Source organism: Mycobacterium sp. 012931, assembly GCF_000419295.1.
GTDB classification, from domain to species: domain Bacteria; phylum Actinomycetota; class Actinomycetes; order Mycobacteriales; family Mycobacteriaceae; genus Mycobacterium; species Mycobacterium marinum.
On sequence record NZ_AOPX01000001.1, the window covers coordinates 1,118,709 to 1,138,952 of the forward strand.

General features: G+C 65.5%; 19 protein-coding genes. 11 read left to right on the forward strand and 8 right to left on the reverse strand.

The window, feature by feature from the left end; genetic code table 11:
• Positions 1–166: 166 nt before the first annotated feature.
• A complete protein-coding gene (locus tag MMSP_RS04970) occupies positions 167–2,476 on the forward strand; it encodes a PE family protein (RefSeq protein WP_020785727.1) in 2,310 nt (769 codons plus the stop codon).
• Between the two features lie 86 nt (positions 2,477–2,562).
• On the opposite strand, the gene MMSP_RS04975 is transcribed toward MMSP_RS04970, so the two are convergent.
• From MMSP_RS04975 to echA20, 5 genes are read right to left on the reverse strand one after another with little or no spacing between them, the layout of a single operon-like run.
• The gene (locus MMSP_RS04975; protein ID WP_020785728.1) at positions 2,563–4,584 is read right to left on the reverse strand and encodes a fatty acid desaturase; all 2,022 of its coding nucleotides are present in this window, start codon (positions 4,582–4,584) and stop codon (positions 2,563–2,565) included.
• A gap of 30 nt (positions 4,585–4,614) precedes the next feature.
• Positions 4,615–5,682: a (3aS,4S,5R,7aS)-5-hydroxy-7a-methyl-1-oxo-octahydro-1H-indene-4-carboxyl-CoA dehydrogenase gene (ipdC, locus tag MMSP_RS04980; RefSeq protein WP_020785729.1), complete on the reverse strand. Its 1,068-nt coding sequence runs from the start codon at positions 5,680–5,682 to the stop codon at positions 4,615–4,617.
• Positions 5,679–6,422 carry a cholesterol ring-cleaving hydrolase subunit IpdB gene (gene ipdB, locus MMSP_RS04985; RefSeq protein ID WP_015357401.1) on the reverse strand — a complete coding sequence of 248 codons (744 nt, stop codon included), beginning with the start codon at positions 6,420–6,422 and terminating at the stop codon, positions 5,679–5,681. Before ipdB ends, ipdC begins: the two co-directional genes overlap by 4 nt.
• Complete coding sequence (gene ipdA, locus MMSP_RS04990) at positions 6,419–7,297, reverse strand: cholesterol ring-cleaving hydrolase subunit IpdA (RefSeq protein WP_020785730.1); 879 nt, start codon at positions 7,295–7,297, stop codon at positions 6,419–6,421. Before ipdA ends, ipdB begins: the two co-directional genes overlap by 4 nt.
• Entirely contained in the window at positions 7,294–8,037 is a 744-nt protein-coding gene (gene echA20 / locus MMSP_RS04995; RefSeq protein ID WP_012396563.1) for a (7aS)-7a-methyl-1,5-dioxo-2,3,5,6,7,7a-hexahydro-1H-indene-carboxyl-CoA hydrolase, read from the reverse strand. Before echA20 ends, ipdA begins: the two co-directional genes overlap by 4 nt.
• Positions 8,038–8,143: 106 nt before the next feature.
• On the opposite strand from echA20, the gene MMSP_RS29300 reads away from it, so the two are divergent.
• The 3 genes from MMSP_RS29300 to MMSP_RS05010 all read left to right on the forward strand — a co-directional run bounded on the left by MMSP_RS29300 (position 8,144) and on the right by MMSP_RS05010 (position 10,973).
• Positions 8,144–9,178, forward strand: a complete 1,035-nt coding sequence (locus MMSP_RS29300) for a hypothetical protein (protein WP_304412600.1) — start codon at positions 8,144–8,146, stop codon at positions 9,176–9,178.
• Between the two features lie 89 nt (positions 9,179–9,267).
• Positions 9,268–10,047, forward strand: a complete 780-nt coding sequence (locus MMSP_RS05005; protein WP_011741760.1) for an SDR family oxidoreductase — start codon at positions 9,268–9,270, stop codon at positions 10,045–10,047.
• 20 nt (positions 10,048–10,067) lie between these two features.
• A complete protein-coding gene (locus MMSP_RS05010) occupies positions 10,068–10,973 on the forward strand; it encodes an SDR family oxidoreductase (RefSeq protein ID WP_012396560.1) in 906 nt (301 codons plus the stop codon).
• Positions 10,974–11,018: 45 nt separating this feature from the next.
• Here MMSP_RS05010 and MMSP_RS05015 read toward each other — a convergent pair whose 3' ends face one another.
• From MMSP_RS05015 to MMSP_RS05025, 3 genes are all read right to left on the reverse strand, one after another.
• On the reverse strand, positions 11,019–11,474 hold the full coding sequence (locus tag MMSP_RS05015) for a nitroreductase family deazaflavin-dependent oxidoreductase (RefSeq protein ID WP_015357397.1): 456 nt from the start codon (positions 11,472–11,474) through the stop codon (positions 11,019–11,021).
• Positions 11,475–11,537: 63 nt separating this feature from the next.
• The gene (locus MMSP_RS05020) at positions 11,538–11,924 is read right to left on the reverse strand and encodes a hypothetical protein (RefSeq protein ID WP_012396558.1); all 387 of its coding nucleotides are present in this window, start codon (positions 11,922–11,924) and stop codon (positions 11,538–11,540) included.
• A gap of 7 nt (positions 11,925–11,931) precedes the next feature.
• Positions 11,932–13,107, reverse strand: a complete 1,176-nt coding sequence (locus tag MMSP_RS05025; protein ID WP_020785732.1) for a steroid 3-ketoacyl-CoA thiolase — start codon at positions 13,105–13,107, stop codon at positions 11,932–11,934.
• A gap of 170 nt (positions 13,108–13,277) precedes the next feature.
• Here MMSP_RS05025 and MMSP_RS05030 point away from each other — a divergent pair, with 170 nt between their 5' ends.
• From MMSP_RS05030 to MMSP_RS05060, 7 genes are all read left to right on the forward strand, one after another.
• Positions 13,278–14,531 (forward strand): cytochrome P450, encoded by a 1,254-nt coding sequence (locus tag MMSP_RS05030; RefSeq protein ID WP_020785733.1) that lies wholly within the window; start codon positions 13,278–13,280, stop codon positions 14,529–14,531.
• A 17-nt stretch (positions 14,532–14,548) separates the two neighbouring features.
• Positions 14,549–15,580: an acyl-CoA dehydrogenase family protein gene (locus MMSP_RS05035; protein WP_020785734.1), complete on the forward strand. Its 1,032-nt coding sequence runs from the start codon at positions 14,549–14,551 to the stop codon at positions 15,578–15,580.
• The gene (gene fadE29 / locus MMSP_RS05040) at positions 15,565–16,728 is read left to right on the forward strand and encodes an acyl-CoA dehydrogenase FadE29 (RefSeq protein WP_012396554.1); all 1,164 of its coding nucleotides are present in this window, start codon (positions 15,565–15,567) and stop codon (positions 16,726–16,728) included. The genes MMSP_RS05035 and fadE29 overlap by 16 nt, the downstream gene beginning before the upstream one ends.
• Positions 16,725–17,675, forward strand: coding sequence for a bifunctional MaoC family dehydratase N-terminal/OB-fold nucleic acid binding domain-containing protein (locus tag MMSP_RS05045; RefSeq protein ID WP_015357392.1), 951 nt, complete (start codon positions 16,725–16,727; stop codon positions 17,673–17,675). Before fadE29 ends, MMSP_RS05045 begins: the two co-directional genes overlap by 4 nt.
• Positions 17,672–18,073, forward strand: coding sequence for a MaoC family dehydratase (locus tag MMSP_RS05050; RefSeq protein ID WP_015357391.1), 402 nt, complete (start codon positions 17,672–17,674; stop codon positions 18,071–18,073). The genes MMSP_RS05045 and MMSP_RS05050 overlap by 4 nt, the downstream gene beginning before the upstream one ends.
• Positions 18,073–19,233, forward strand: a complete 1,161-nt coding sequence (locus MMSP_RS05055) for a lipid-transfer protein (RefSeq protein WP_012396551.1) — start codon at positions 18,073–18,075, stop codon at positions 19,231–19,233. The genes MMSP_RS05050 and MMSP_RS05055 overlap by 1 nt, the downstream gene beginning before the upstream one ends.
• 130 nt (positions 19,234–19,363) lie before the next feature.
• The gene (locus MMSP_RS05060; RefSeq protein ID WP_020785736.1) at positions 19,364–20,209 is read left to right on the forward strand and encodes a DUF559 domain-containing protein; all 846 of its coding nucleotides are present in this window, start codon (positions 19,364–19,366) and stop codon (positions 20,207–20,209) included.
• Positions 20,210–20,244: the final 35 nt, after the last annotated feature.

Genomic DNA, 20,244 nt, shown 5'->3' on the forward strand with positions numbered 1-20,244 from the left:
GGCTCGCGCGGTGAGTCCTCTGGCATCGGGATTTTCGGTGTGGCGCGTCCTGCGCAATACCAGACGATTATTCATGCCTGTTGCTACTGTTTCTCTGTCCAATTGACGTGACTGCGCGATCGTCGGATGGAAGAGCGCGTGTGTCGACACGTATTGGGAGGCTCAGATGTCCTATGTCATCGCAGCGCCCGAGCTCATGCAGTCGGCGGCCGCGGACTTGGCGGGCATCGAGTCCGCGCTCAGCGCCGCTAACGTATCGGCGGCGGTTCCCACGACCCAGATACTGGCGGCAGGTGCCGATGAGGTGTCGGCGGCCATCGCAGCGTTGTTCGGTGCGCACGCCCAGGCGTATCAGGCGCTCGGCTCCCACGTGACGGCGTTTCATCAAGAGTTCGTGCAGGCGCTGAATTCGGGTGCGGCGTCATACGCGAACGCCGAGGCGGCGAGCATCGCTCCGCTCCAAGCCCTATACGACCTGGTAAATGCGCCCACCCAGGCGCTGCTGGGGCGCCCGTTGATCGGCAATGGCGCCAACGGGGCCCCGGGGACCGGCCAGAACGGCGGCGACGGTGGGCTGTTGTTCGGTAATGGTGGTGCCGGGGGGTCGGGCGCGGATGGTCAAAACGGTGGGGCCGGTGGCAATGCGGGACTGATCGGTAATGGTGGTGCCGGGGGTGCTGGTGGTAACACCGATCTGTTTGGGAATAACGGTGCCGTGGGTGGGGCTGGTGGGGCTGGGGGATGGCTGATCGGTAGCGGTGGTGCTGGTGGTACCGGGGGCATCGGGGCCTTTAACGGGGGTGCTGGCGGGGCTGGTGGGAGCGCGTGGCTGTTTGGCACCGGTGGTGTTGGTGGCACGGGTGGTATCGGCACTTTGGGTGTTGGCGGTGCCGGTGGTGCGGGCGGTGGCTCGGGCGTCTTGTCCTTCGCCGATGGTGGGGCCGGTGGTTTTGGTGGTTCGGGCGCCAATGCCGGTGGGGTCGGCGGTAGTGGTGGTGCTGCCGGGATATTCGGCACCGGTGGTGCTGGTGGCACCGGTGGTGCGGGCGGCACGAATGGCTTGGAGATTGGCCAGGTCAGCGTGGGCGGGGCCGGCGGAGACGGCGGGCGCGGCGGGTGGTTGTTGGGGATCGGCGGCAGCGGCGGGTTCGGCGGGTTTGGTCAGGGCCCCTCGGGTGGGATCGGCGGCGACGGCGGTGATGCCGGATTGTTCGGTGTTGGTGGCATAGGCGGGACTGGTGGCACCGGCTTCTCCGGTGTTGGCGGCAATGCTGGTGCCGGCGGTGATGGTGGTTTGTTGTGGGGGTCCGGTGGGGCCGGTGCGCGGGGCGGGCAAGGTGGGGCCGGTGCCGGTGGGATCGGCGGTGCTGGTGGTGGTGGCGGCCTGTTCGGCGGGGATGGCGGCGCCGGCGGGGTCGGTGGTACCGGGGCGGGTGGGCCTGGTGGTGCCGGCGGTGTTGGTGGCGATGCGGGGCTGTTCGGTGTCGGTGGGGCTGGTGACGTGGGTGGTACCGGCGTCGGGTTCCCGACCGACCCTGGTCTGTCGTTTGGTGGTCAGGGTGGCGCCGGGGGGCGTGGCGGTCTGCTGATCGGTCTTGGCGGCAATGGTGGTACGGGAGGGTTTAGTGGCCCGTTGTCTGCGGGTGCTGGCGGCGGTGACGGTGGTGCTGGTGGTGGGGTTGGGTTGATCGGTTTCGGCGGGGCCGGTGGGTTCGGTGGCGCTAGTGGGTTCGGCACGGGTGGGGCCGGTGGTGTTGGTGGGGCCGGTGGCGCGTTGTTCGGTGTTGGTGGTGTTGGCGGTAATGGTGCGTGGGGTGCCGGCGGTATTGGCGGCGATGGTGGTGTTGGCGGTGCTGGTAGTGCCCTCGGGTTTGGTCTTGGTGGTGCCGGTGGTGCCGGTGGTGCCGGTGGTGCCGGCGGTGCCAGTGGTCTCGGTGATGGTGGTGCCGGTGGGACTGGTGGTGCCGGTGGGCTGCTGGGCGGTAATGGTGGGGGCGGTGGGGCCGGCGGGGCTGGCGCTGTCGGCTTTTCGGACAACACCGCCGACGGCGCTGGTGGTGCCGGTGGGGCTGGCGGTAGTGGGGGCTTGCTGTTCGGTGATGGTGGTGGCGGTGGCGCCGGTGGTGCTGGCGGGATTTCGACGTCCAGCAGCGTTAACAACGGTGGTGCCGGTGGTGCCGGTGGTAACGCGGGTGGCCTGTTCGGCAGCGGTGGTGCCGGCGGTATCGGTGGTGCCGTCGGTACCGGGGGCACGGTCGCGGGTGCCGGCGGCGACGGCGGCGGGGCCGGATGGGTGGGCAACGCCGGCAACGGTGGTGCCGGCGGGGACGGTTGGACCAACGGCGACGGCGGCGACGGCGGCGACGTGGGGTTGTTCGGCGCTGGCGGTAACGGCGGCAACGGCGGAACCGGCGTGACAGCCGGCACCGGTGGCACCGGCGGTCTACTCGGCCCGGACGGGATTAACGGGACGTAGCCCGCTGGCGTCCGGGTGTGGACCACCCGACCGACGGCCCGCCGCGGTGTCCTATCGCGCCGGTTGCGTCCGGCGCGATGGGCGCCTTAGCTGTCGTAGTCGACTGCCACGAACGGTGTGGTCGGGTGCGACTGACACGTCAAGATGTAACCCGCGTCGAGTTCGGCCTGACCAAGCGCGAAGTTGTGGTCCATCTCCACGTTGCCTTCGATGAGTTTGGCTCGGCAGGTGCCGCACGCTCCGCCCATGCAGGCGTAGGGTGCATCGCTGCGCCGCTGTAGCGCGCCCTCCAGGATCGAGTCTCCGGGGGTCAGATCGAAGGTGTCCTGCCGCCCGGACAGGGTGAAGGTCACGGTTGCGCCCTCGTACCCGTGATCGGTCGCCGGTGCTGTGTTGTAACCGAAGAACAGCTCCAGGTGAATGTGCTCCGTGTCGACCCCGTGCTCGATCAACGAGTCACGCACCGTGGTGGTCATTTCCATTGGTCCGCAGATGAACCACTCATCCACCGTTTCTGGGGACAGGTTGCTCGTCAGCCACCTGTTGAGCTTCTCCGTGTCGATGCGTCCGCGTAGCTCTGGGGTGTGCAGCGGCTCGTTGGACATCACGTGCAGGATCTCCAGCCGGTCGGCATAGCGTGACTCGAGACGGTCCAGCTCGGCCCGGAACATCGTGGATTCCTTGGTGCGATTCCCGTAGATCAGGGTGAACCGGCTTTCGGCTTCGATCTCGAGCGTGGTCGCAAGGATCGACAACACCGGTGTGATCCCGCTGCCGGCCACCAGTCCGACGTAGTGCTTGCGCTCCAACGGATTCAATGGCGTGCCGAACTGGCCGGTCGGCGTCATCAGCTCCAGCACATCGCCGGCCTTGAGGTCGTTGGCCACAAAAGTCGAAAACGCGCCGCCCGGAATGTGTTTGACGGCGATCCTCAGCTGGGCCCGAGTGGCCGGAGCACAGATCGAGTAGTTGCGACGGACGCCCTGCCCGCCAAGATCGGTGCGGACCGTCACGTGTTGGCCCGGCTCGAAGCGGAAGGCGTCCTGCAGGTCTTCGGGCACCGCAAACGTCACCAGCGTGCTGTCGGTGGTGATGGGGTCCACCGATGCGACCGGGATGCGGTGCAGCACCGCGTGCGGCGAACTCGACCTGGCCGGCATCCGCACCGGCAACAGCTTGGCGAGCCTGCCGTTGAGTTCCTTCCACTCCCGGTACTCGTCCGGATTCAATTGCTGGCCAAAGACCGTGGAGATCGCGGCGTTGCGTTCCAGGTAAGCCTCTTCGTTGCGCTTCCAGGTGCGCACGTACCGGTAGAACGGCACCGACGGGTGCAGATGGTGTACCAGGTGGTAGTTCTGCGACAGCAGCACCGGCGTGAACAGCCATTCCGCACCGACGCGGTTGCGGGTCGCGCGATAGCGGTTGGTGCGCTGGGTGTCCTCCAGCCCGTGATGAGGCAGCCAGTCGAACCACCATGCCAGCACCGTGAGTCCGATGCGCTGCGGGATCAAGAAGACCACCGCCAACGTCCAGAAATTGCCGGTGACGATCGCAATGGTCAAGCCGGTGATGCTCAACGCAAACATGAACAGCGTCTCGGCAAACTCGACGACCGGTCGGCTACGAGCACGCGGGATGTAGTACTTGAGGTAGTAGTACTCCACCAGCGACCAGCGCAACGGCAGCAGCCACGGCGAACCATGAGAGGCGAAGGTGTCGGGGTCTTCGACGTCGTCATTGGAGTGGCGGTGATGCTGGATGTGGATGTATCCGAAGGCCGGGAAGGCGACCACCGGACCGACGAAGAGAAAAGCCAGCCGCCCGAACAACCCGTTCACCCAGCGCACCGAGCTGACCGAGTAATGCGAGGCGTCGTGCACGACGGTGAACATCACAAAGGTCACCGCGGCGTTGACCGGAATCGTCACCCAGGATGGGACCCAACCGTCGATGTAGCCGACCGTCGTCAGGACAAAGGACCCGAGTGCGGCCAGGAAGATCCCAAGGGTGGGAAGGGCCAGCTTGGGCACCGTCTCGCCAGGATCGGGCAGAGCGTGATGCGCAGACGAATCCGGTGCCGCTCGGTTCACGGCGTCGATGGTCGACATAGCTGAAGAAGCCTAGTCGACACGCGTCAACTACTCCACCAGCGCTGCGGCGGCCCATAGATGTTCGATGGCGTCGTGCACGATCGACTCGACCAATTGCGCACACGACGGCAGGTCATCGAGTATTCCGGCGACCTGACCCGATGCCAGTACCCCCGCCTCGGGGTTGCCGTCGACCAGACCGGTCTTCAACAACATCGGGGTATTGGCCGCCATCAGCACCTGTGACCAGGTCAGTTCTTTGCCGTGTCGCATGGCGAGGCCGTCTTTGATCATCGACGCCCAGCTCATCTGCGACATCTGTTTGAACTTCGCGGCGTTGCGGATCGCGGCGGTAAAGCCCCGCGCTCGCGATCCGCCTTCCAATTTCTCGACCAGTCCGGTGCGCAGCACCCGGTGTGGCATCCCGTCGACCCGGGTGGTGACGACGGTGCCATCCAGCGCGGCCTGAAGATAGCGTCGCTTCACCGCGTCGGGCACGGTGGAGTCCGAGGTGAGCAGGAAACGGGTGCCCATTGCCACGCCTGCCGCGCCATAGGAAAGCGCGGCGGCCAGCCCGCGTCCATCGAAGAAACCGCCTGCCGCGATCACCGGGATGCCGGTGCCCTTGACGGCGTCCAGCACTGAGGGCAACAGCAGTGTCGTCGCGACCGGTCCGGTGTGTCCGCCGCCCTCACCGCCTTGGACGATCATGGCGTCCGCGCCCCAGCCCGCAACCTTGCGGGCGTGCTTGGCCGCGCCGATCGATGGGATGACGACGGCTCCGGCTTCCTTGAGCCGCGCGATCAGCTCGGGCTTGGGGGCCAGGGCAAAGGATGCGACTTTGACACCCTCGCGGATCATCAACTCGACCCGGTCCGACGCATCGGCGGCGTCGGCGCGGATGTTCACGCCGAAAGGCTTGTCGGTGGTGGCTTTGACTTTGCCTATGGCAGTGGCCAATTCGTCCAAGGTCATGGTGGCCGAAGCCAGGATTCCCAGGCCCCCCGCGTTCGCTGTGGCCGAGACCAGCCGCGCACCGGCCACCCAACCCATCCCGGTCTGCACCACCGGGTGCTCGACGCCGACCAGATCGGTCAGCGGCGTGCGCAATCTCATGAACGAATCTCTCTATCGCGCAGCGCTTTCGGATCGATGACTTCGCGGATCAGCTGCAGTTCCCCGTCGGTGGGAGTCCTGGTTTGTTCGGCGTCCTCGAGGCCGTGTACCTCGAATGAGGTGGCTTCCCGAACGTCGTCGGGGGACACTCCGGGATGCAAACTCAGGGCCCGCATCGTTTGCTCGGGTCCGCCGAAGTCGAACACTCCCAGGTTGGACACCACCCGGTAGACGTTGACGAACCGAAACGCGGGGTTGTCGGGATCGACCTTGTCGTAGCCGATTCCGGAGACGATGTCGACGGCCTCGCAGAACACTCGTTTGGAATGGCTGCCGACCCAGTAGCTGGTTGCGTGGTTGATGGTATTGCCGGGCGATCCCCGGACGCCGAACATCTGCCGGGTCGGATGCTGCAGCGGGCCGAACGCCGAGATGTTCTGATTGCCGTAACGGTCAACCTGATTGGCGCCCATGACAACATGCCGGCGTCCCCAGGCCAGTGTCTCGAAGACCCGGCCAAAGGGCATCCAGCCCTCGACCGGTCCGGTCTTGCCCAAAGGTGGCGTGTCGGCCAGCAACTGGGCTTCCCCGTCGGTCAGCAGGATGTCGGGTGAGAAGGTGAGTCGGGCCAACCTCGCTCCGACCGACGCCATGTTCGTCATCGGGCTGACCATGATTTCACCGGCGTTGCGGAACAATTCGGCGCAGGCGACGGCGCATACCTCGGCCCGGGTACTCACGATGACGCTCCAAACTCGCGCACCGCTGCCTGATAGTCGGCCTCGGTGCCGGACAAATATGTGGCCACGAACTGTTGCCACCCCTGGTCGGTCGACGCCGCTTCGGCGTAGTGGCGCTGGAATTTCTCGTCCCGGCCATAGTCGGGCGCGGCGGTGGTGAAGTGGGCGCCGCCGGGGGCCTCCACCACCGCGTCGACCATCATCCGGTTCACCAGCATCGCTTGGGGCGGTACGGATTTGACTAGTTCCTCGGTGGTGACAATGCGCTCCACCGAGAGGAAGCGCTGCTCGGCGGCCATCAGGAAAAGGTCGTCGAAGTACGGGTCGATCCCGGTGTAGGCGGCATTGCCACGGCAGTCGCCGAGATTGAGGTGCGCAAAGGCCGCGTCCAAGCGCAGCGCCGGCATGGCGATCAGGGTCTCGTGGCCGCCTTCCGGGGCCGGGTAGGGACTGGTGACCGTGGCCAGCTCGCCGTCCCAGAAGTCCGGAACCGAACTGCCCAGCCCGGCGCGGATCGGCAGGAACGGCAGGCGTTGTGCGGCCGCTTGTAGCCCGCAGCGCAGCATGCCCTCGTCCATTTCGCGGGCCTCGATGGCACCACTGGTGCGGGCCTTGGCGAACCACGGGTCGTAGAAGGGGGGTGAGTCCAATGAGACGAACCCGTAATAGACCCGCTTGACCTTGCCGGCCGAACACAGCAGTCCGACGTCGGGGCCGCCGTAGCTGACCACCGTCAGGTCGGTGACGTCAGAGCGCAGGATGGCCCGCACGAAGGCCATGGGCTTGCGCCGTGAACCCCAGCCGGCGATGCCGATGGTCATTCCACTGCGCAAATGCCCGACTGCGTCATCGAGGGTGGTTGTCTTGTTGCTCATGACTTTTTCACGAACGCGTCGCGGTGCTCGTCGGCGACTCCGGCGAGGTTGAGCTCGAACGTAAATCCTTGCTCCATGCGGTAGCTGGAGTTAACCCGTTGCACATCAATCAAGTTCAGCGCCTCCTTGGCGGCACGGATAACGCGGGTGTCCTTGGCGGCGATGTCACGGGCCACGCGTAAAGCGGATTCGTCGAGTTCGGCGCGGGGCACCACCTCGTGCACCGAGCCAAAGTGGTGCAAGGTGGCGGCATCCACGGTGGCGGCGGTGAAGAACAGCCGCCGCATCAAATGTTGTGGAACCAACCTGGAGAGGTGGGTTGCGGCGCCGAGCGCGCCCCGCTCCACCTCCGGCAAACCGAAGGTGGCGTCCTCGGAGGCGACGATGACATCGGAGTTGCCGACCAATCCGATGCCCCCGCCAACGCAGAACCCATTGACCGCGGCGATCACCGGCACCGCGCATTCGTATACCGCGCGGAAGGCCGCAAAGCAGCCACGGTTCGCGTCGATCAGCGCCGTGAAGCCTTCGGTGCGCTGCATTTCTTTGATGTCTACGCCGGCGTTGAAGCCGCGGCCCTCGGCCCGCAGGATCACCGCTCGGGTTTCCAGGTCGGCTCCGGCGGCCGTCAGGGCGTCGGCGAGTTCGAACCAACCGCGCGATGGGATGGCGTTGACCGGCGGATAGTCGACGGTGATCGCAACGATCCCCGGTTCAGCGGTGGTGGACGTGATTGTCACTGGGGACTTCCTTATGGGGTGGGCTACCTAAGCAAGCACTTGCTTGGGACGCTAGCACAGCGACACGCTTCGCAGCGGCCAAGGCCATCGACAGGGGGCCAAGCGGGTGCTCAATGCCGGGGACTACGGCAACGGCGGTACCGGCGGCCCCGGCTCGCCCGGCCAATCTTGGGGTGACCCTGGGTCGCAGGGTGGCCTTGGCGGCCGGGGCGGTGCGGGCGGAATCGGCGGCGACGGTGGACAACTCCGCGGCAGCGGCGGCGACGGCGGACTCGGCGGCGAGGGTGGCCACGGCGGCGCCGGTGGCGACGGCAAAGACGCGGTGGAGTCGCCGCAGTTCGGAAAGGCGGGCGGTCCCGGTGGGGACGGGGGGCGCGGCGGCCTCGGCGGATTCGGCGGCGACGGCGGCGCTGGCGGTCATGCCCTCGCGCCGAGATATCACGACGGCGCCCCCGGTGCTGGCGGCGTGGGTGGCGACGGCGGCGCCGGGGGCAATGGCGGGCGCGGTGGCGACGGAGCTAACGGCGTTAACGCCGCCACTTTGGCGAGCGTGATTGGCGGAAACGGTGGCGACGGGGGCAACGGCGGCTATGGCAACCTGGGCGGTTACGGCGGCCTAGGCGGTGACGGGTCCACCAGAGCCGGTCAGGGCGTCGCTGGAATCGACGGCGACGGCGGCGACGGCGGAAACGGTGGCAACGGCTCCACCACCGACCATGGAGTTATCCCACAAGGTTGGGGCGGTAACGGTGGCAATGGTGGTCGCGGTTTCAACGGTGGTGACGGCGGTGACGGTGGCAACGGCGGGAGCGGCCCAACAACACTTCGGCTTTTCGGCAGAGTGGGCGGTGACGGCGGTGACGGTGGTCGCGGCGGCGACGCCTACGGCGGCAACGCCGGGTGGGGTGGCGACGGCGGCAACGGGGGCCGAGGCGCATACGGATCCGGTCTCATCCCACCGGCGCGGGGTGGCGATGGCGGTAACGGCGGCGACGGCGGTGACCTCTACATCAATGGCGTGATGTACCAACACGGCGGGGCCGGATTCGACGGTCTGCCCGGCGAGCCACCCGACATCCCGCCGATCGGTGGTTTGGGCGGCAAAGGCGGCAGCGGCGGGCTTGGCCCCCACGCGCCGTAGGGCTCGGCGGTGGTGGACCTGACCGCCACTCGAGCCTTCCCGCACGGGGTTGGGTACCTAAGCAAGCACTTGCTTGGTACGCTTGCGCAGTGACCCGCGCCGAAGCAGCCCAAGCCATCAACCTCGGACTGGTCGGCCGGGTAGTTCTGGTAACCGGCGGCGTGCGCGGCGTAGGCGCCGGTATCAGCTCGGTCTTTGCGGAGCAGGGCGCGACGGTGATCACCTGTGCGCGCCGGGCTGTCGAGAACTCGCCTCATGAGTTTCACTGTTGCGATATCCGCGACGAAGACTCGGTCAAGCGGCTGATGGGGTCCATCGCCGAACGGCACGGACGGCTCGATGTGCTGGTCAACAACGCGGGAGGGTCGCCCTACGCGTTGGCGGCCGAGGCCACCCCCAGGTTCCACAGCAAAATAGTTGAACTCAATCTACTTGCGCCGCTACTGGTTTCGCAGCATGCCTATGGGCTGATGCAAGAACAGCCAACTGGCGGGTCGATCGTCAACGTCTGCAGCGTCAGCGGGCGTCGTCCGACGCCGGGCACGGCCGCCTACGGCGCGGCCAAGGCCGGCTTTGAGAGCCTCACCAGCACGCTGGCGGTCGAATGGGCGCCCAAGATCCGGGTGAACGCGCTGGTGGTCGGCATGGTGGCGACCGAGCAGTCGGAATTGTTCTACGGCGACGCCGAATCGATCGCCCGGGTGGCCGCCACCGTCCCGTTGGGGCGGCTGGCGCAACCGGCGGACATCGGCTGGGCCGCAGCGTTTCTGGCTTCCGATCTGGCTTCCTATATTAGTGGCGCCACGCTCGAGGTGCACGGCGGCGGCGAGCCGCCGCCGTATCTGGCTGCATCCAGCGCCAACAAATAACGAGAAGAGGAGCAACGAGTATGGGCCTGCTCGACGGACGGGTCGTCATCGTCACCGGAGCGGGTGGCGGGATTGGGCGCGCGCACGCGCTCGCTTTCGCGGCCGAAGGTGCGCGTGTGGTGGTCAACGACATCGGGGTGGGCCTGGACGGTTCGCCCGCCGGTGGCGGCAGCGCGGCTCACGGTGTGGTCGACGAGATCACCGCGGCCGGTGGCGAAGCCGTCGCGAATGGATCCGACGTATCGAACTGGCAGCAGGCGGCCGACCTGATTTCGACCGCCGTCGATACGTTCGGTGGCCTGGACGTTCTGGTCAACAACGCCGGCATCGTGCGCGACAGGATGATGGCCAACACCAGCGAGGAAGAATTCGACGCCGTCATCGCCGTGCACCTCAAGGGCCACTTTGCCACCATGCGACATGCGGCGTCGTATTGGCGCGGGCTTTCCAAGGCGGGCAAGGCCGTTGACGCACGGATCATCAACACCAGTTCCGGTGCGGGACTGCAAGGCAGTGTCGGGCAGGCCAACTACAGCGCCGCCAAGGCCGGTATCGCGGCGTTGACGCTCGTCGGCGCGGCCGAGATGGGGCGCTACGGGGTCACCGTCAACGCGATCGCGCCCGCGGCCCGCACCCGCATGACCGAAACGGTCTTTGCGGAGATGATGGCCAAACCCGACGAGGGTTTTGACGCGATGGCTCCGGAGAACGTCTCCCCGCTGGTGGTATGGCTGGCCAGCGCCGAAGCCGGTGCCGTGACGGGGAAGGTCTTCGAGGTCGAGGGCGGCGTGATCCGGGTAGCCGAAGGCTGGGCGCACGGACCCGAGGTCGACAAAGGTGCCAAGTGGGATCCTGCCGAGCTGCGCCTTGTGGTGGCCGACCTGCTGGCCAAGTCAAGGCCATCGGTTCCGGTGTACGGCGCCTAGTCATCGCCGGCCACACCGATTCAAGCGTCGGGCGTTCTTCTCGGGCTAGGGCTCGCAGACGACGATCGGAATCGTCCGGTCGGTCCAGGACTGGTAGTCCTCATAGGAGGGATACATGTCCACCAACTTCGGCCAGTACCGGGCGCGCTCCTCGTCGGTGGCGTCTCGCGCGGTCAGGTCGAGCACTTCCTTTTTGATCTGCACCCCCACCTTGGGGTTGGCCTTGAGGTTGAGGTACCACATCGGGTTTTTTGCCGAACCACCTTTGGACGCAGCGACAATCACCCGATCGCCGTCGCGGTGAAAATACAGCGGGCTAACCCGCGGCTCGCCGGTCTTGCGGCCGGTAGTGGTCAGTAGCGCGACGGGAATCTTCTGGAAGGTGCCGCCCAGGCCCTCACCGCCGTTGCGGCGGTACATGAAGGTGTTGATGCGCGACATCCACTTGATGAAGAAGTCGGTGTAGGGCGAATTCAGAAACCGCGGAGGTGATTTCGGCATGACAACATCCTAAGGTCGCTGGTGGCTGACGGCGCGGGTCATTCGGCGGCCGGTGCCCTCACGCTATCGCTGAATGAATGGGCGGAAACGGACGTTGATGTGCTGGATCTCGGCCTTGCCGCTCGGACTCTCAGCGGGAATGACGAAGGTTTCGTTTACCCGTGAGGCGATACGGCGGCTCCCGAAAGCGGCCTTGGTCAACACGTCGTACTCCGCATGCACCCGATCGCCGACGATGCGGTAGTCCGGCGGCGTCGTATCGGCGATCACCCGGTACTGCGGTCCACGATTGAGGCTGCGCCGCAGGTGATTGCCGGAGAACCCGTTTCGAATGCCTTGTTCGATCCGGGTGCAGCCGGCCGCGAACGGCACCACCGCGGCGTCATGGGTGACCAGCGCGTCGATGTAGGCCTGCGCGGCCTCGATGCGACGATCGTCGGAGACACGCACCGAACGGCTAGATTCGCTCGAGAATGGTGCCGGTGGACAGGGCTCCGCCCGCGCACATGGTGATCAGCGCGGTGCTCTGGTCGGCGCGTTCCAGCTCGTGCAGTGCGGTGGTGATCAACCGGCTGCCGGTGCATCCCACCGGGTGGCCCAGGGCGATCGCGCCGCCGTTGACGTTGACCTTGGCCATCTCGGGTCCGTGAACCCGCGCCCAGGACAGCACCACCGATGCGAAAGCCTCGTTGATCTCCACGATGTCGATGTCGCCCATCTTCATCCCGGCCTTCTCGAGCACCTTTGCCGTCGACTGCACCGGCCCGTCCAGGTGGTAGTACGGCTCGGCGCCCACGAGCGCCTGACTGACGATGCGGGCGCGTGGGCGCAAACCGAGTGCCCTGGCCTTTTCCTCGTCCATCCACAACACGGCGGCCGCGCCGTCAGAAATCTGCGATGACGTGCCCGCGGTGTGAATGCCGCCCTCCATTACCGGCTTGAGCTCATTCAAGCCCGCCATGGTGGTGTCGCGCAGACCCTGGTCCCGAGAGACCATGTGCAGCTCGCTGGTGGGCTGCTTCTGCTCATCGAGCACTGGGGCCTCGATCGGTGAGATTTCGCGATCAAAGCGGTGTTCGTCCCAGGCGCGCTTGGCGCGCAACTGGGATTCGAGTCCGAACGCGTCGATGTCTTCGCGGGTGATCCCGCGGCGCTTGGCGATGCGCTCGGCGGCCTCGAACTGGTTCGGCATGTCGATGTCCCAGGACTTGGCCCGGATTGCGGAGCGGTCCGGCCCGGCGTTGGCGCCCAGGCCCACCCGGCTCATCGCCTCGATCCCGCAGGCAATGCCGATGTCGATGGCCCCGATCGCGATCAGGCCGGCGATCAAATGGTTGGCTTGCTGGCCGCTGCCGCACTGGCAGTCGACAGTGGTGGCGCCGACATGATCGGGAAGGCCGGCGGTCAGCCACGCCACTCGGCTGATGTTGTTGGACTGCTCCCCGAACTGCGTCACGCAACCGCCGATGACCTGTTCGACATCTCCGGGTTGTAGACCCGACGAGAGCCCGGCCTTGTGCACCAATGCCTTCTGAACCGCCCCCAACAACTCGGTGGCGTGCAGGCCTGACAGCCATCCGTTGCGCTTGCCGATTGGACTGCGCGTCGCCTCTACGATTACCGGGTTACCCATGTGGTCAGGCTAGAACACGTTTCATTACTCTGACAAGCGACGATGGTTCGCTGCCTTTTGTCAGCGGTGAAGCCATGTTTTACTGGCAATAGAGCATCACTAGGACAACTAGTGTCCTGGGATCGCCAGACACGCCCCGCAAGAGGGATTCGTCACTAAGGAGAACTAGCGTGCCTTGCCCCAACCTTCCGCCTGGGTTCGACTTCACCGACCCCGACATTTACGCCGAGCGGTTGCCTGTCGAAGAGTTTGCCGAGCTGCGATCCTCTGAGCCCATCTGGTGGGACGACCAACTTCCTGGCCAGGGCGGCGGTTTTCACGACGGCGGCTTCTGGGCGATTACCAAGCTCAAGGACGTCAAGGAAGTGTCTCGGCGCAGCGACGTGTTCTCGAGCTACGAAAACGGGGTGATCCCCAGGTTCAAGAACGACATCGCGCGTGAGGACATCGACGTCCAGCGCTTCGTCTTGCTGAACATGGATGCGCCGCACCACACCCGGCTGCGCAAGATCATCTCGCGTGGTTTCACCCCCCGGGCGATCGGACGTCTGCACGACGAGCTCAACGACCGCGCCCAGAACATCGCGAAGGCGGCGGCGGCCGCGGGGTCGGGCGACTTTGTCGAGCAGGTGTCGTGTGAGCTGCCCCTGCAGGCGATCGCGGGTTTGCTCGGCATTCCACAGGAAGATCGCGGTAAGCTGTTCGACTGGTCCAACGAAATGACTGGCACCGAGGACCCCGAGTTCGCGCATATCGACGCGAAGGCCTCCTCGGTGGAGTTGATCGGCTACGCGATGAAGATGGCCGAAGAAAAGGCCAAGAACCCCGGCGACGACATCGTGACTCAGCTGATCCAGGCCGACATCGACGGTGAAAAGCTTTCCGACGATGAGTTCGGGTTCTTCGTGGTGATGCTGGCCGTTGCCGGCAACGAGACCACCCGCAACTCGATTACCCAGGGGATGATGGCGTTCGCCGACAACCCCGAGCAGTGGGAGCTCTACAAGCGGGAGCGTCCGGAGACCGCGGCCGACGAGATCGTGCGATGGGCGACTCCGGTGACCTCGTTCCAGCGCACCGCGCTGGAGGACTACGAGCTCAGCGGCGTGCAGATCAAGAAGGGCCAGCGGGTGCTGATGTTCTACCGTTCGGCCAACTTCGATGAAGAGGTGTTCGAAGACCCGTTCAGCTTCAACATCCTGCGCAACCCGAACCCACACGTCGGATTCGGCGGTACGGGTGCGCACTACTGCATCGGCGCTAACTTGGCTCGGATGACCATCAACCTGATCTTCAACGCCGTCGCCGATCACATGCCGGACCTGAAGCCGATTGCGGCGCCGGAGCGGCTACGATCGGGCTGGCTCAACGGAATCAAGCATTGGCAGGTTGACTACACCGGCAAGTGCCCGGTTTCACATTGACGGAGTTGATACCAACGATGGACTTCGAGCCCACCGCAGAACAACAAGCCGTGGCCGACGTCGTTACGTCGGTCCTGGCGCGTGACCTGACCTGGACTGCGCTGGTCGACGGGGGTGTGACGGCGCTTGCCGTGCCCGAACGCCTCGGTGGCGATGGGGTAGGCCTGCTGGAGGTCTCCACGGTGCTCGCCGAGGTGGGACGCCACGGCGCCGTCACGCCCGCGCTGGCAACCCTGGGCCTGGGCGTGGTGCCGCTGCTCGCCCTGGCTTCCGAGGCTCAGCAGGATCGGATCCTGGCCGGTGTCGCCAAGGGCGCGGTGTTGAGCGCCGCGCTCAACGAGCCCGGGGTCGCGTTACCCGACCGGCCCGCGACCAGGTTCGCCAATGGGCGGTTGTCCGGGACCAAACTCGGCGTCGCCTACGCCGGGCAGGCCGACTGGCTGATCGTGACCGCTGACGGTGCGGTCGTGGTGGTATCACCGAAAGCCGATGGGGTGCAGCTGGTCCAGACGCCGACATCGAACGGATCCGTCGAATACACGGTGTCGTTTCATGACGTGGTGGTATCCGAATCCGACGTCCTGGCCGGCGCCACCACGCCCAGGGTCAATCAGTTGGCGTTGGCGATGCTGGGCGCCTACGCCGACGGGCTGGTGGCGGGAGCGCTGCGCCTGACCGCTGACTATGTGGCCAACCGCAAGCAGTTCGGCAAGCCGTTATCGACATTCCAGACGGTTGCCGCGCAGCTTGCTGAGGTATACATCGCTTCGCGCACCATCGATTTGGCGGCGAAATCGGTGATCTGGCGACTGGCCGCAGGGCGGGAAAACGATCCGCAGACCGGCGATGACCTCGATGTCCTCGGGTACTGGGTGACCTCGCAGGCGCCGCCGGTCATGCAGATCTGCCACCACTTGCATGGCGGGATGGGGATGGACGTCACCTATCCTATGCACCGGTACTACTCCACGATCAAAGACCTGTCCCGGCTCCTGGGCGGGCCCGCTCATCGTCTAGACCTGGTGGGAGCGCAATGTTCATCGACCTGACCCCCGAACAGCGTCAGCTGCAAGCCGAACTACGACAATACTTTTCCAACCTGATCTCCTCCGATGAGATGAAGGCGATGGAGAAGGACCGGCACAACGCGGCATACCGCGCGGTGATCCGCCGAATGGGCAAAGACGGCAAGCTCGGAGTCGGGTGGCCAAAAGAATTTGGTGGCCTTGGGTTTGGTCCCATCGAGCAACAGATCTTCGTCAACGAAGCCCATCGGGCCGACGTGCCGCTGCCCGCGGTGACGCTGCAGACGGTGGGACCCACCCTGCAGGCATACGGCAGCGACGCGCAGAAAAAGAAATTCCTGCCGGCCATCCTGGCGGGTGAGGTGCACTTCGCGATCGGCTACACCGAGCCGGAAGCCGGCACCGACCTGGCATCCCTGCGAACCACGGCGGTACGTCAGGGTGACGAGTACATCGTCAACGGCCAGAAGATCTTCACCACCGGCGCCCACGATGCCGACTACATCTGGCTCGCCTGCCGCACCGATCCGGAAGCGGTTAAACACAAAGGCATCTCGATTCTGATCGTCGACACCAAGGATCCCGGCTACTCGTGGACGCCGATCATCCTGTCCGACGGCGCGCACCACACCAACGCCACGTACTACAACGACGTGCGCGTGCCGGCAGACATGTTGGTCGGTGAACCCAACGGCGGCTGGCGCCTGATCACCACGCAACTCAACAACGAGCGGGTGATGCTGGGCCCGGCCGGCCGATTCGCCAGCATCTATGACAGGGTGCGGGCATGGGCGGCCAAACCGGGTGGGGACGGTGTCACGCCGATCGACCACGACGACGTCAGGCGGGCTCTCGGTGAGATCCACGCGACCTGGCGGATCAACGAGTTGCTCAATTGGCAGGTGGCCGCCGCGGGTGAGAACATCAACGTCGCTGATGCTGCGGCAACGAAAGTTTTTGGCACCGAGCGTGTTCAGCGAGTTGGCCGGCTCGCCGAAGAAATCGTCGGCAAGTACGGCAACCCTGCCGAGTCTGATACGGCCGAGCTGCTCGAGTGGCTGGACGCGCAGACCAAACGCAATCTGGTCATCACCTTCGGCGGAGGGGTTAACGAAGTCATGCGGGAGATGATCGCGGCCGCCGGCCTCAAAGTGCCCCGGGTGCCGCGATGAGCGACATTCGCGAGATCGTCGCGCAGGTCAAGGCGGCGGGGCCCAGTAAACCGCGGGCGGGCCGGGATCCGGTGAACCAGCCGATGATCAACAACTGGGTCGAGGCCATCGGCGACCAAAACCCCATATATGCCGATGATGCCGCTGCCCGCGCGGTCGGGCACCCGGGAATTGTGGCGCCGCCGGCGATGATCCAGGTGTGGACGATGATGGGACTCAGCGGAGTTCGCGCCGACGATGATCCATTGCCGCCGATCATCAAGCTGTTCGACGACGCCGGCTATATCGGGGTGGTCGCCACCAATTGTGAGCAGACCTACCACCGCTATCTGCAACCTGGCGAGTTGGTCAGCATCAGCGCCGAATTGGGTGACGTAGTCGGTCCCAAACAGACCGCGCTGGGTGAGGGCTGGTTCATCAACCAGCACATCATCTGGCAGGTTGGTGACGAAGACGTCGCTGAAATGAACTGGCGCATTCTCAAATTCAAGCCCCGCACCGAGTCGGCGCCGACCAACGTTCCCGACGATCTGGACCCCGATGCGATGATGCGTCCGTCGTCGTCGCGTGACACCGCGTTCTTCTGGGACGGGGTGAAAGCCCACGAGCTGCGGATCCAACGGCGTCCGGACGGCAGCCTGCAGCATCCGCCAGTGCCGGCGGTATGGCAGGACAAGGCCGAGCCCATCGACTATGTGGTGTCCACCGGAACGGGCACGGTGTTCAGTTTCGTGGTGCATCACGCCCCGAAGGTCCCTGGCCGCACACTGCCTTTCGTGATCGCTTTGGTTGAGCTCGACGAGGGCGTGCGCATGTTGGGCGAGCTGCGCAACGTCGAGCCCGAGCAGGTCGAGATCGGAATGCCGGTTCGCACCGTCTACATCGATTTTCCCGCCGGTGCCAGTGGACCGGAATGGACCCTCTACGCATGGGAGCCTGACGCATGAGCGCCCCAACAATGGATGTCGGTACCAAGCTGCCCGAGCTCAAACTCCACGGCGATCCCACCTTCATTGTCTCGACGGCCCTGGCCACCAGGGACTTTCAGGATGTGCATCACGATCGTGACAAGGCGCAGGCAAAGGGATCGAAGGATATCTTCGTCAACATCCTCACCGACACCGGCTTGGTGCAGCGCTATGTGACCGACTGGGCGGGCCCCTCGGCGTTGATCAAGTCGATCGGACTGCGGTTGGGGGTGCCGTGGTACGCCTACGACACGGTGACCTTCTCCGGCGAGGTGACCGCGATCGAGGACGGCCTGATAACGGTAAAGGTTGTGGGTAGCAACAGCCTTGGCAACCATGTGATCGCGACAGTGACGTTGACGGTTGGGGGTGCCTGATGCTCTCGGGCAAGGCCGCCATCGTTGGTATCGGCGCCACGGACTTTTCCAAGAACTCTGGTCGTAGTGAGCTGAGGCTGGCGGCCGAGGCGGTACGGGATGCTCTCGACGATGCCGGGCTGAGTCCGGCCGATGTCGACGGGCTGACCACCTTCACCATGGACACGAACACCGAAATCGCGGTGGCACGCGCGGCCGGGATCGGCGAGCTGAAGTTCTTCTCCAAGATCCACTATGGCGGCGGCGCGGCGTGCGCGACCGTGCAGCATGCGGCGATGGCGGTGGCCACCGGGATAGCCGACGTCGTGGTGGCATACCGGGCTTTCAACGAACGATCCGGCATGCGTTTCGGCCAGGTGCAGACGCGGTTGACGGAGAACGCCGACTCGACGGGTGTGGACAATTCCTTCTCCTATCCACACGGTCTTTCGACGCCGGCCGCGCAGGTCGCGATGATCGCCAAGCGCTACATGCACCTGTCCGGCGCCAGCAGCCGCGATTTCGGGGCGGTGTCGGTGGCCGACCGTAAGCACGCTGCCAAGAACCCAAAGGCGTACTTCTACCAGAAGCCGATAACCATTGACGATCACCAGAATTCGCGGTGGATCGCCGAGCCGCTGCGGCTGCTGGACTGTTGTCAGGAGACTGACGGCGCGGTGGCGATCGTGGTGACATCGGCCGAGCGCGCGCGGGATCTCCAGCAGCGTCCGGCGATCATCGAGGCGGCGTCACAGGGTTCCAGCCCGGACCAGTACACGATGGTCAGCTATTACCGCCCGGAGCTGGACGGGTTGCCGGAGATGGGTTTGGTGGGCCAGCAGCTGTGGCAGCAGTCGGGGCTCAAGCCGACCGATATCCAGACCGCGGTGCTCTACGACCACTTCACCCCCTTCACTCTGATTCAGTTGGAGGAGTTGGGATTCTGCGGCAAAGGCGAAGCCAAGGACTTCATCGCCGACGGTGCGATCGAGCTAGGCGGGCGGCTACCGATCAACACACACGGTGGCCAGTTGGGTGAGGCGTATATCCACGGCATGAACGGCATCGCCGAGGGCGTGCGGCAGTTGCGGGGCACCTCGGTGAACCCGGTGCCCGACGTCGAACATGTGCTGGTTACCGCGGGTACGGGCGTCCCCACGTCCGGCCTGATCCTGGGTTAGTTCGCCATCGCAGGCCGCCCAGCGTCACGCTAGGGTGGCTGGGGCTGTCGAACGTCACTATAGAGTGACGCTGTGGATGGTTGAGGTGCGCTGAGGTGACGGCTGCGGCCGTCCGTGCAACGCTGCCGCCATGGCAGTGCCGTTTCTGGGAAGTGAAGCCGTCGCCAGCGGTGAGGTCCGCAAGAGCGCGCTGCGAACGCGGTACCACAGGCTGTTTCCGGACGTCTATATCCGCTGCGACGCCGAGCTGAGTCCCCAGGCCCGGGCCAGGGCGGGCTGGCTGTGGTCACGACGCCGGGGCATTGTCGCCGGACTGTCGGCCTCCGCGCTGCACGGAGCCAGATGGGTCGATCCCGATGCGCCGCTGGACATTCTGCACGTCAACCGAAACCCGAGGCCGGGCATTCGAGCCCGCGGCGACCGGATCGCCACTGACGAAGTCATGCAGATCGGCGGCATACCCGTGACAACGCCGGCCCGCACCGCGCTGGACCTGGGCTGCTGGTACCCGACGGGCGAAGCTGTGGCCGCAATCGATTCCCTGATGCGCGCCGCCGATGTGGGACGGGCCCAGATCGAGACGCTCCTGCACCGCTATCCGACCCGGCGGTGGATCCGCCGGGCGCGCAGGGCGGTCGAGCGGGCGGATCCTGGAGCTCAGTCGCCCAAAGAGACCTGGCTGCGACTGTTGCTGCTCGACGATGGTCTTCCTCGACCGCAAACTCAGATCCGCGTCGCCGACGAATGGGGTGAGCTTGTCGCTTATCTCGACATGGGATGGGAGGAGCTGATGGTCGCCGTTGAGTACGACGGTGAACAGCACCGCAACGACCGGCGGCAATATAGCTGGGACATAAGGCGAAAGGAGATCCTCGAGCGACTCGGATGGACGGTCATCCGAGTGCTTGCGGGCGATCGGCCCACCGACATCCTGCGGCGGGTACGGGCCGCGCTGGTGCGCCGAGCGTCACGCTAGCGTGGCCCTGGCACGCGACCGCCACGCCAGCGTGA

What these genes read in the sequence shown, in the direction of transcription:
- MMSP_RS04970 (WP_020785727.1), top strand. Translation starts at nt 167, where the DNA reads ATGTCCTATGTCATCGCAGCGCCCGAGCTCATGCAGTCGGCGGCCGCG.
- MMSP_RS04975 (WP_020785728.1), bottom strand. Translation starts at nt 4,584, where the DNA reads ATGTCGACCATCGACGCCGTGAACCGAGCGGCACCGGATTCGTCTGCG.
- ipdC (WP_020785729.1), bottom strand. Translation starts at nt 5,682, where the DNA reads ATGAGATTGCGCACGCCGCTGACCGATCTGGTCGGCGTCGAGCACCCG.
- ipdA (WP_020785730.1), bottom strand. Translation starts at nt 7,297, where the DNA reads ATGAGCAACAAGACAACCACCCTCGATGACGCAGTCGGGCATTTGCGC.
- MMSP_RS05010 (WP_012396560.1), top strand. Translation starts at nt 10,068, where the DNA reads ATGGGCCTGCTCGACGGACGGGTCGTCATCGTCACCGGAGCGGGTGGC.
- MMSP_RS05015 (WP_015357397.1), bottom strand. Translation starts at nt 11,474, where the DNA reads ATGCCGAAATCACCTCCGCGGTTTCTGAATTCGCCCTACACCGACTTC.
- MMSP_RS05025 (WP_020785732.1), bottom strand. Translation starts at nt 13,107, where the DNA reads ATGGGTAACCCGGTAATCGTAGAGGCGACGCGCAGTCCAATCGGCAAG.
- MMSP_RS05035 (WP_020785734.1), top strand. Translation starts at nt 14,549, where the DNA reads ATGGACTTCGAGCCCACCGCAGAACAACAAGCCGTGGCCGACGTCGTT.
- fadE29 (WP_012396554.1), top strand. Translation starts at nt 15,565, where the DNA reads ATGTTCATCGACCTGACCCCCGAACAGCGTCAGCTGCAAGCCGAACTA.
- MMSP_RS05045 (WP_015357392.1), top strand. Translation starts at nt 16,725, where the DNA reads ATGAGCGACATTCGCGAGATCGTCGCGCAGGTCAAGGCGGCGGGGCCC.
- MMSP_RS05050 (WP_015357391.1), top strand. Translation starts at nt 17,672, where the DNA reads ATGAGCGCCCCAACAATGGATGTCGGTACCAAGCTGCCCGAGCTCAAA.
- MMSP_RS05055 (WP_012396551.1), top strand. Translation starts at nt 18,073, where the DNA reads ATGCTCTCGGGCAAGGCCGCCATCGTTGGTATCGGCGCCACGGACTTT.
- MMSP_RS05060 (WP_020785736.1), top strand. Translation starts at nt 19,364, where the DNA reads ATGGCAGTGCCGTTTCTGGGAAGTGAAGCCGTCGCCAGCGGTGAGGTC.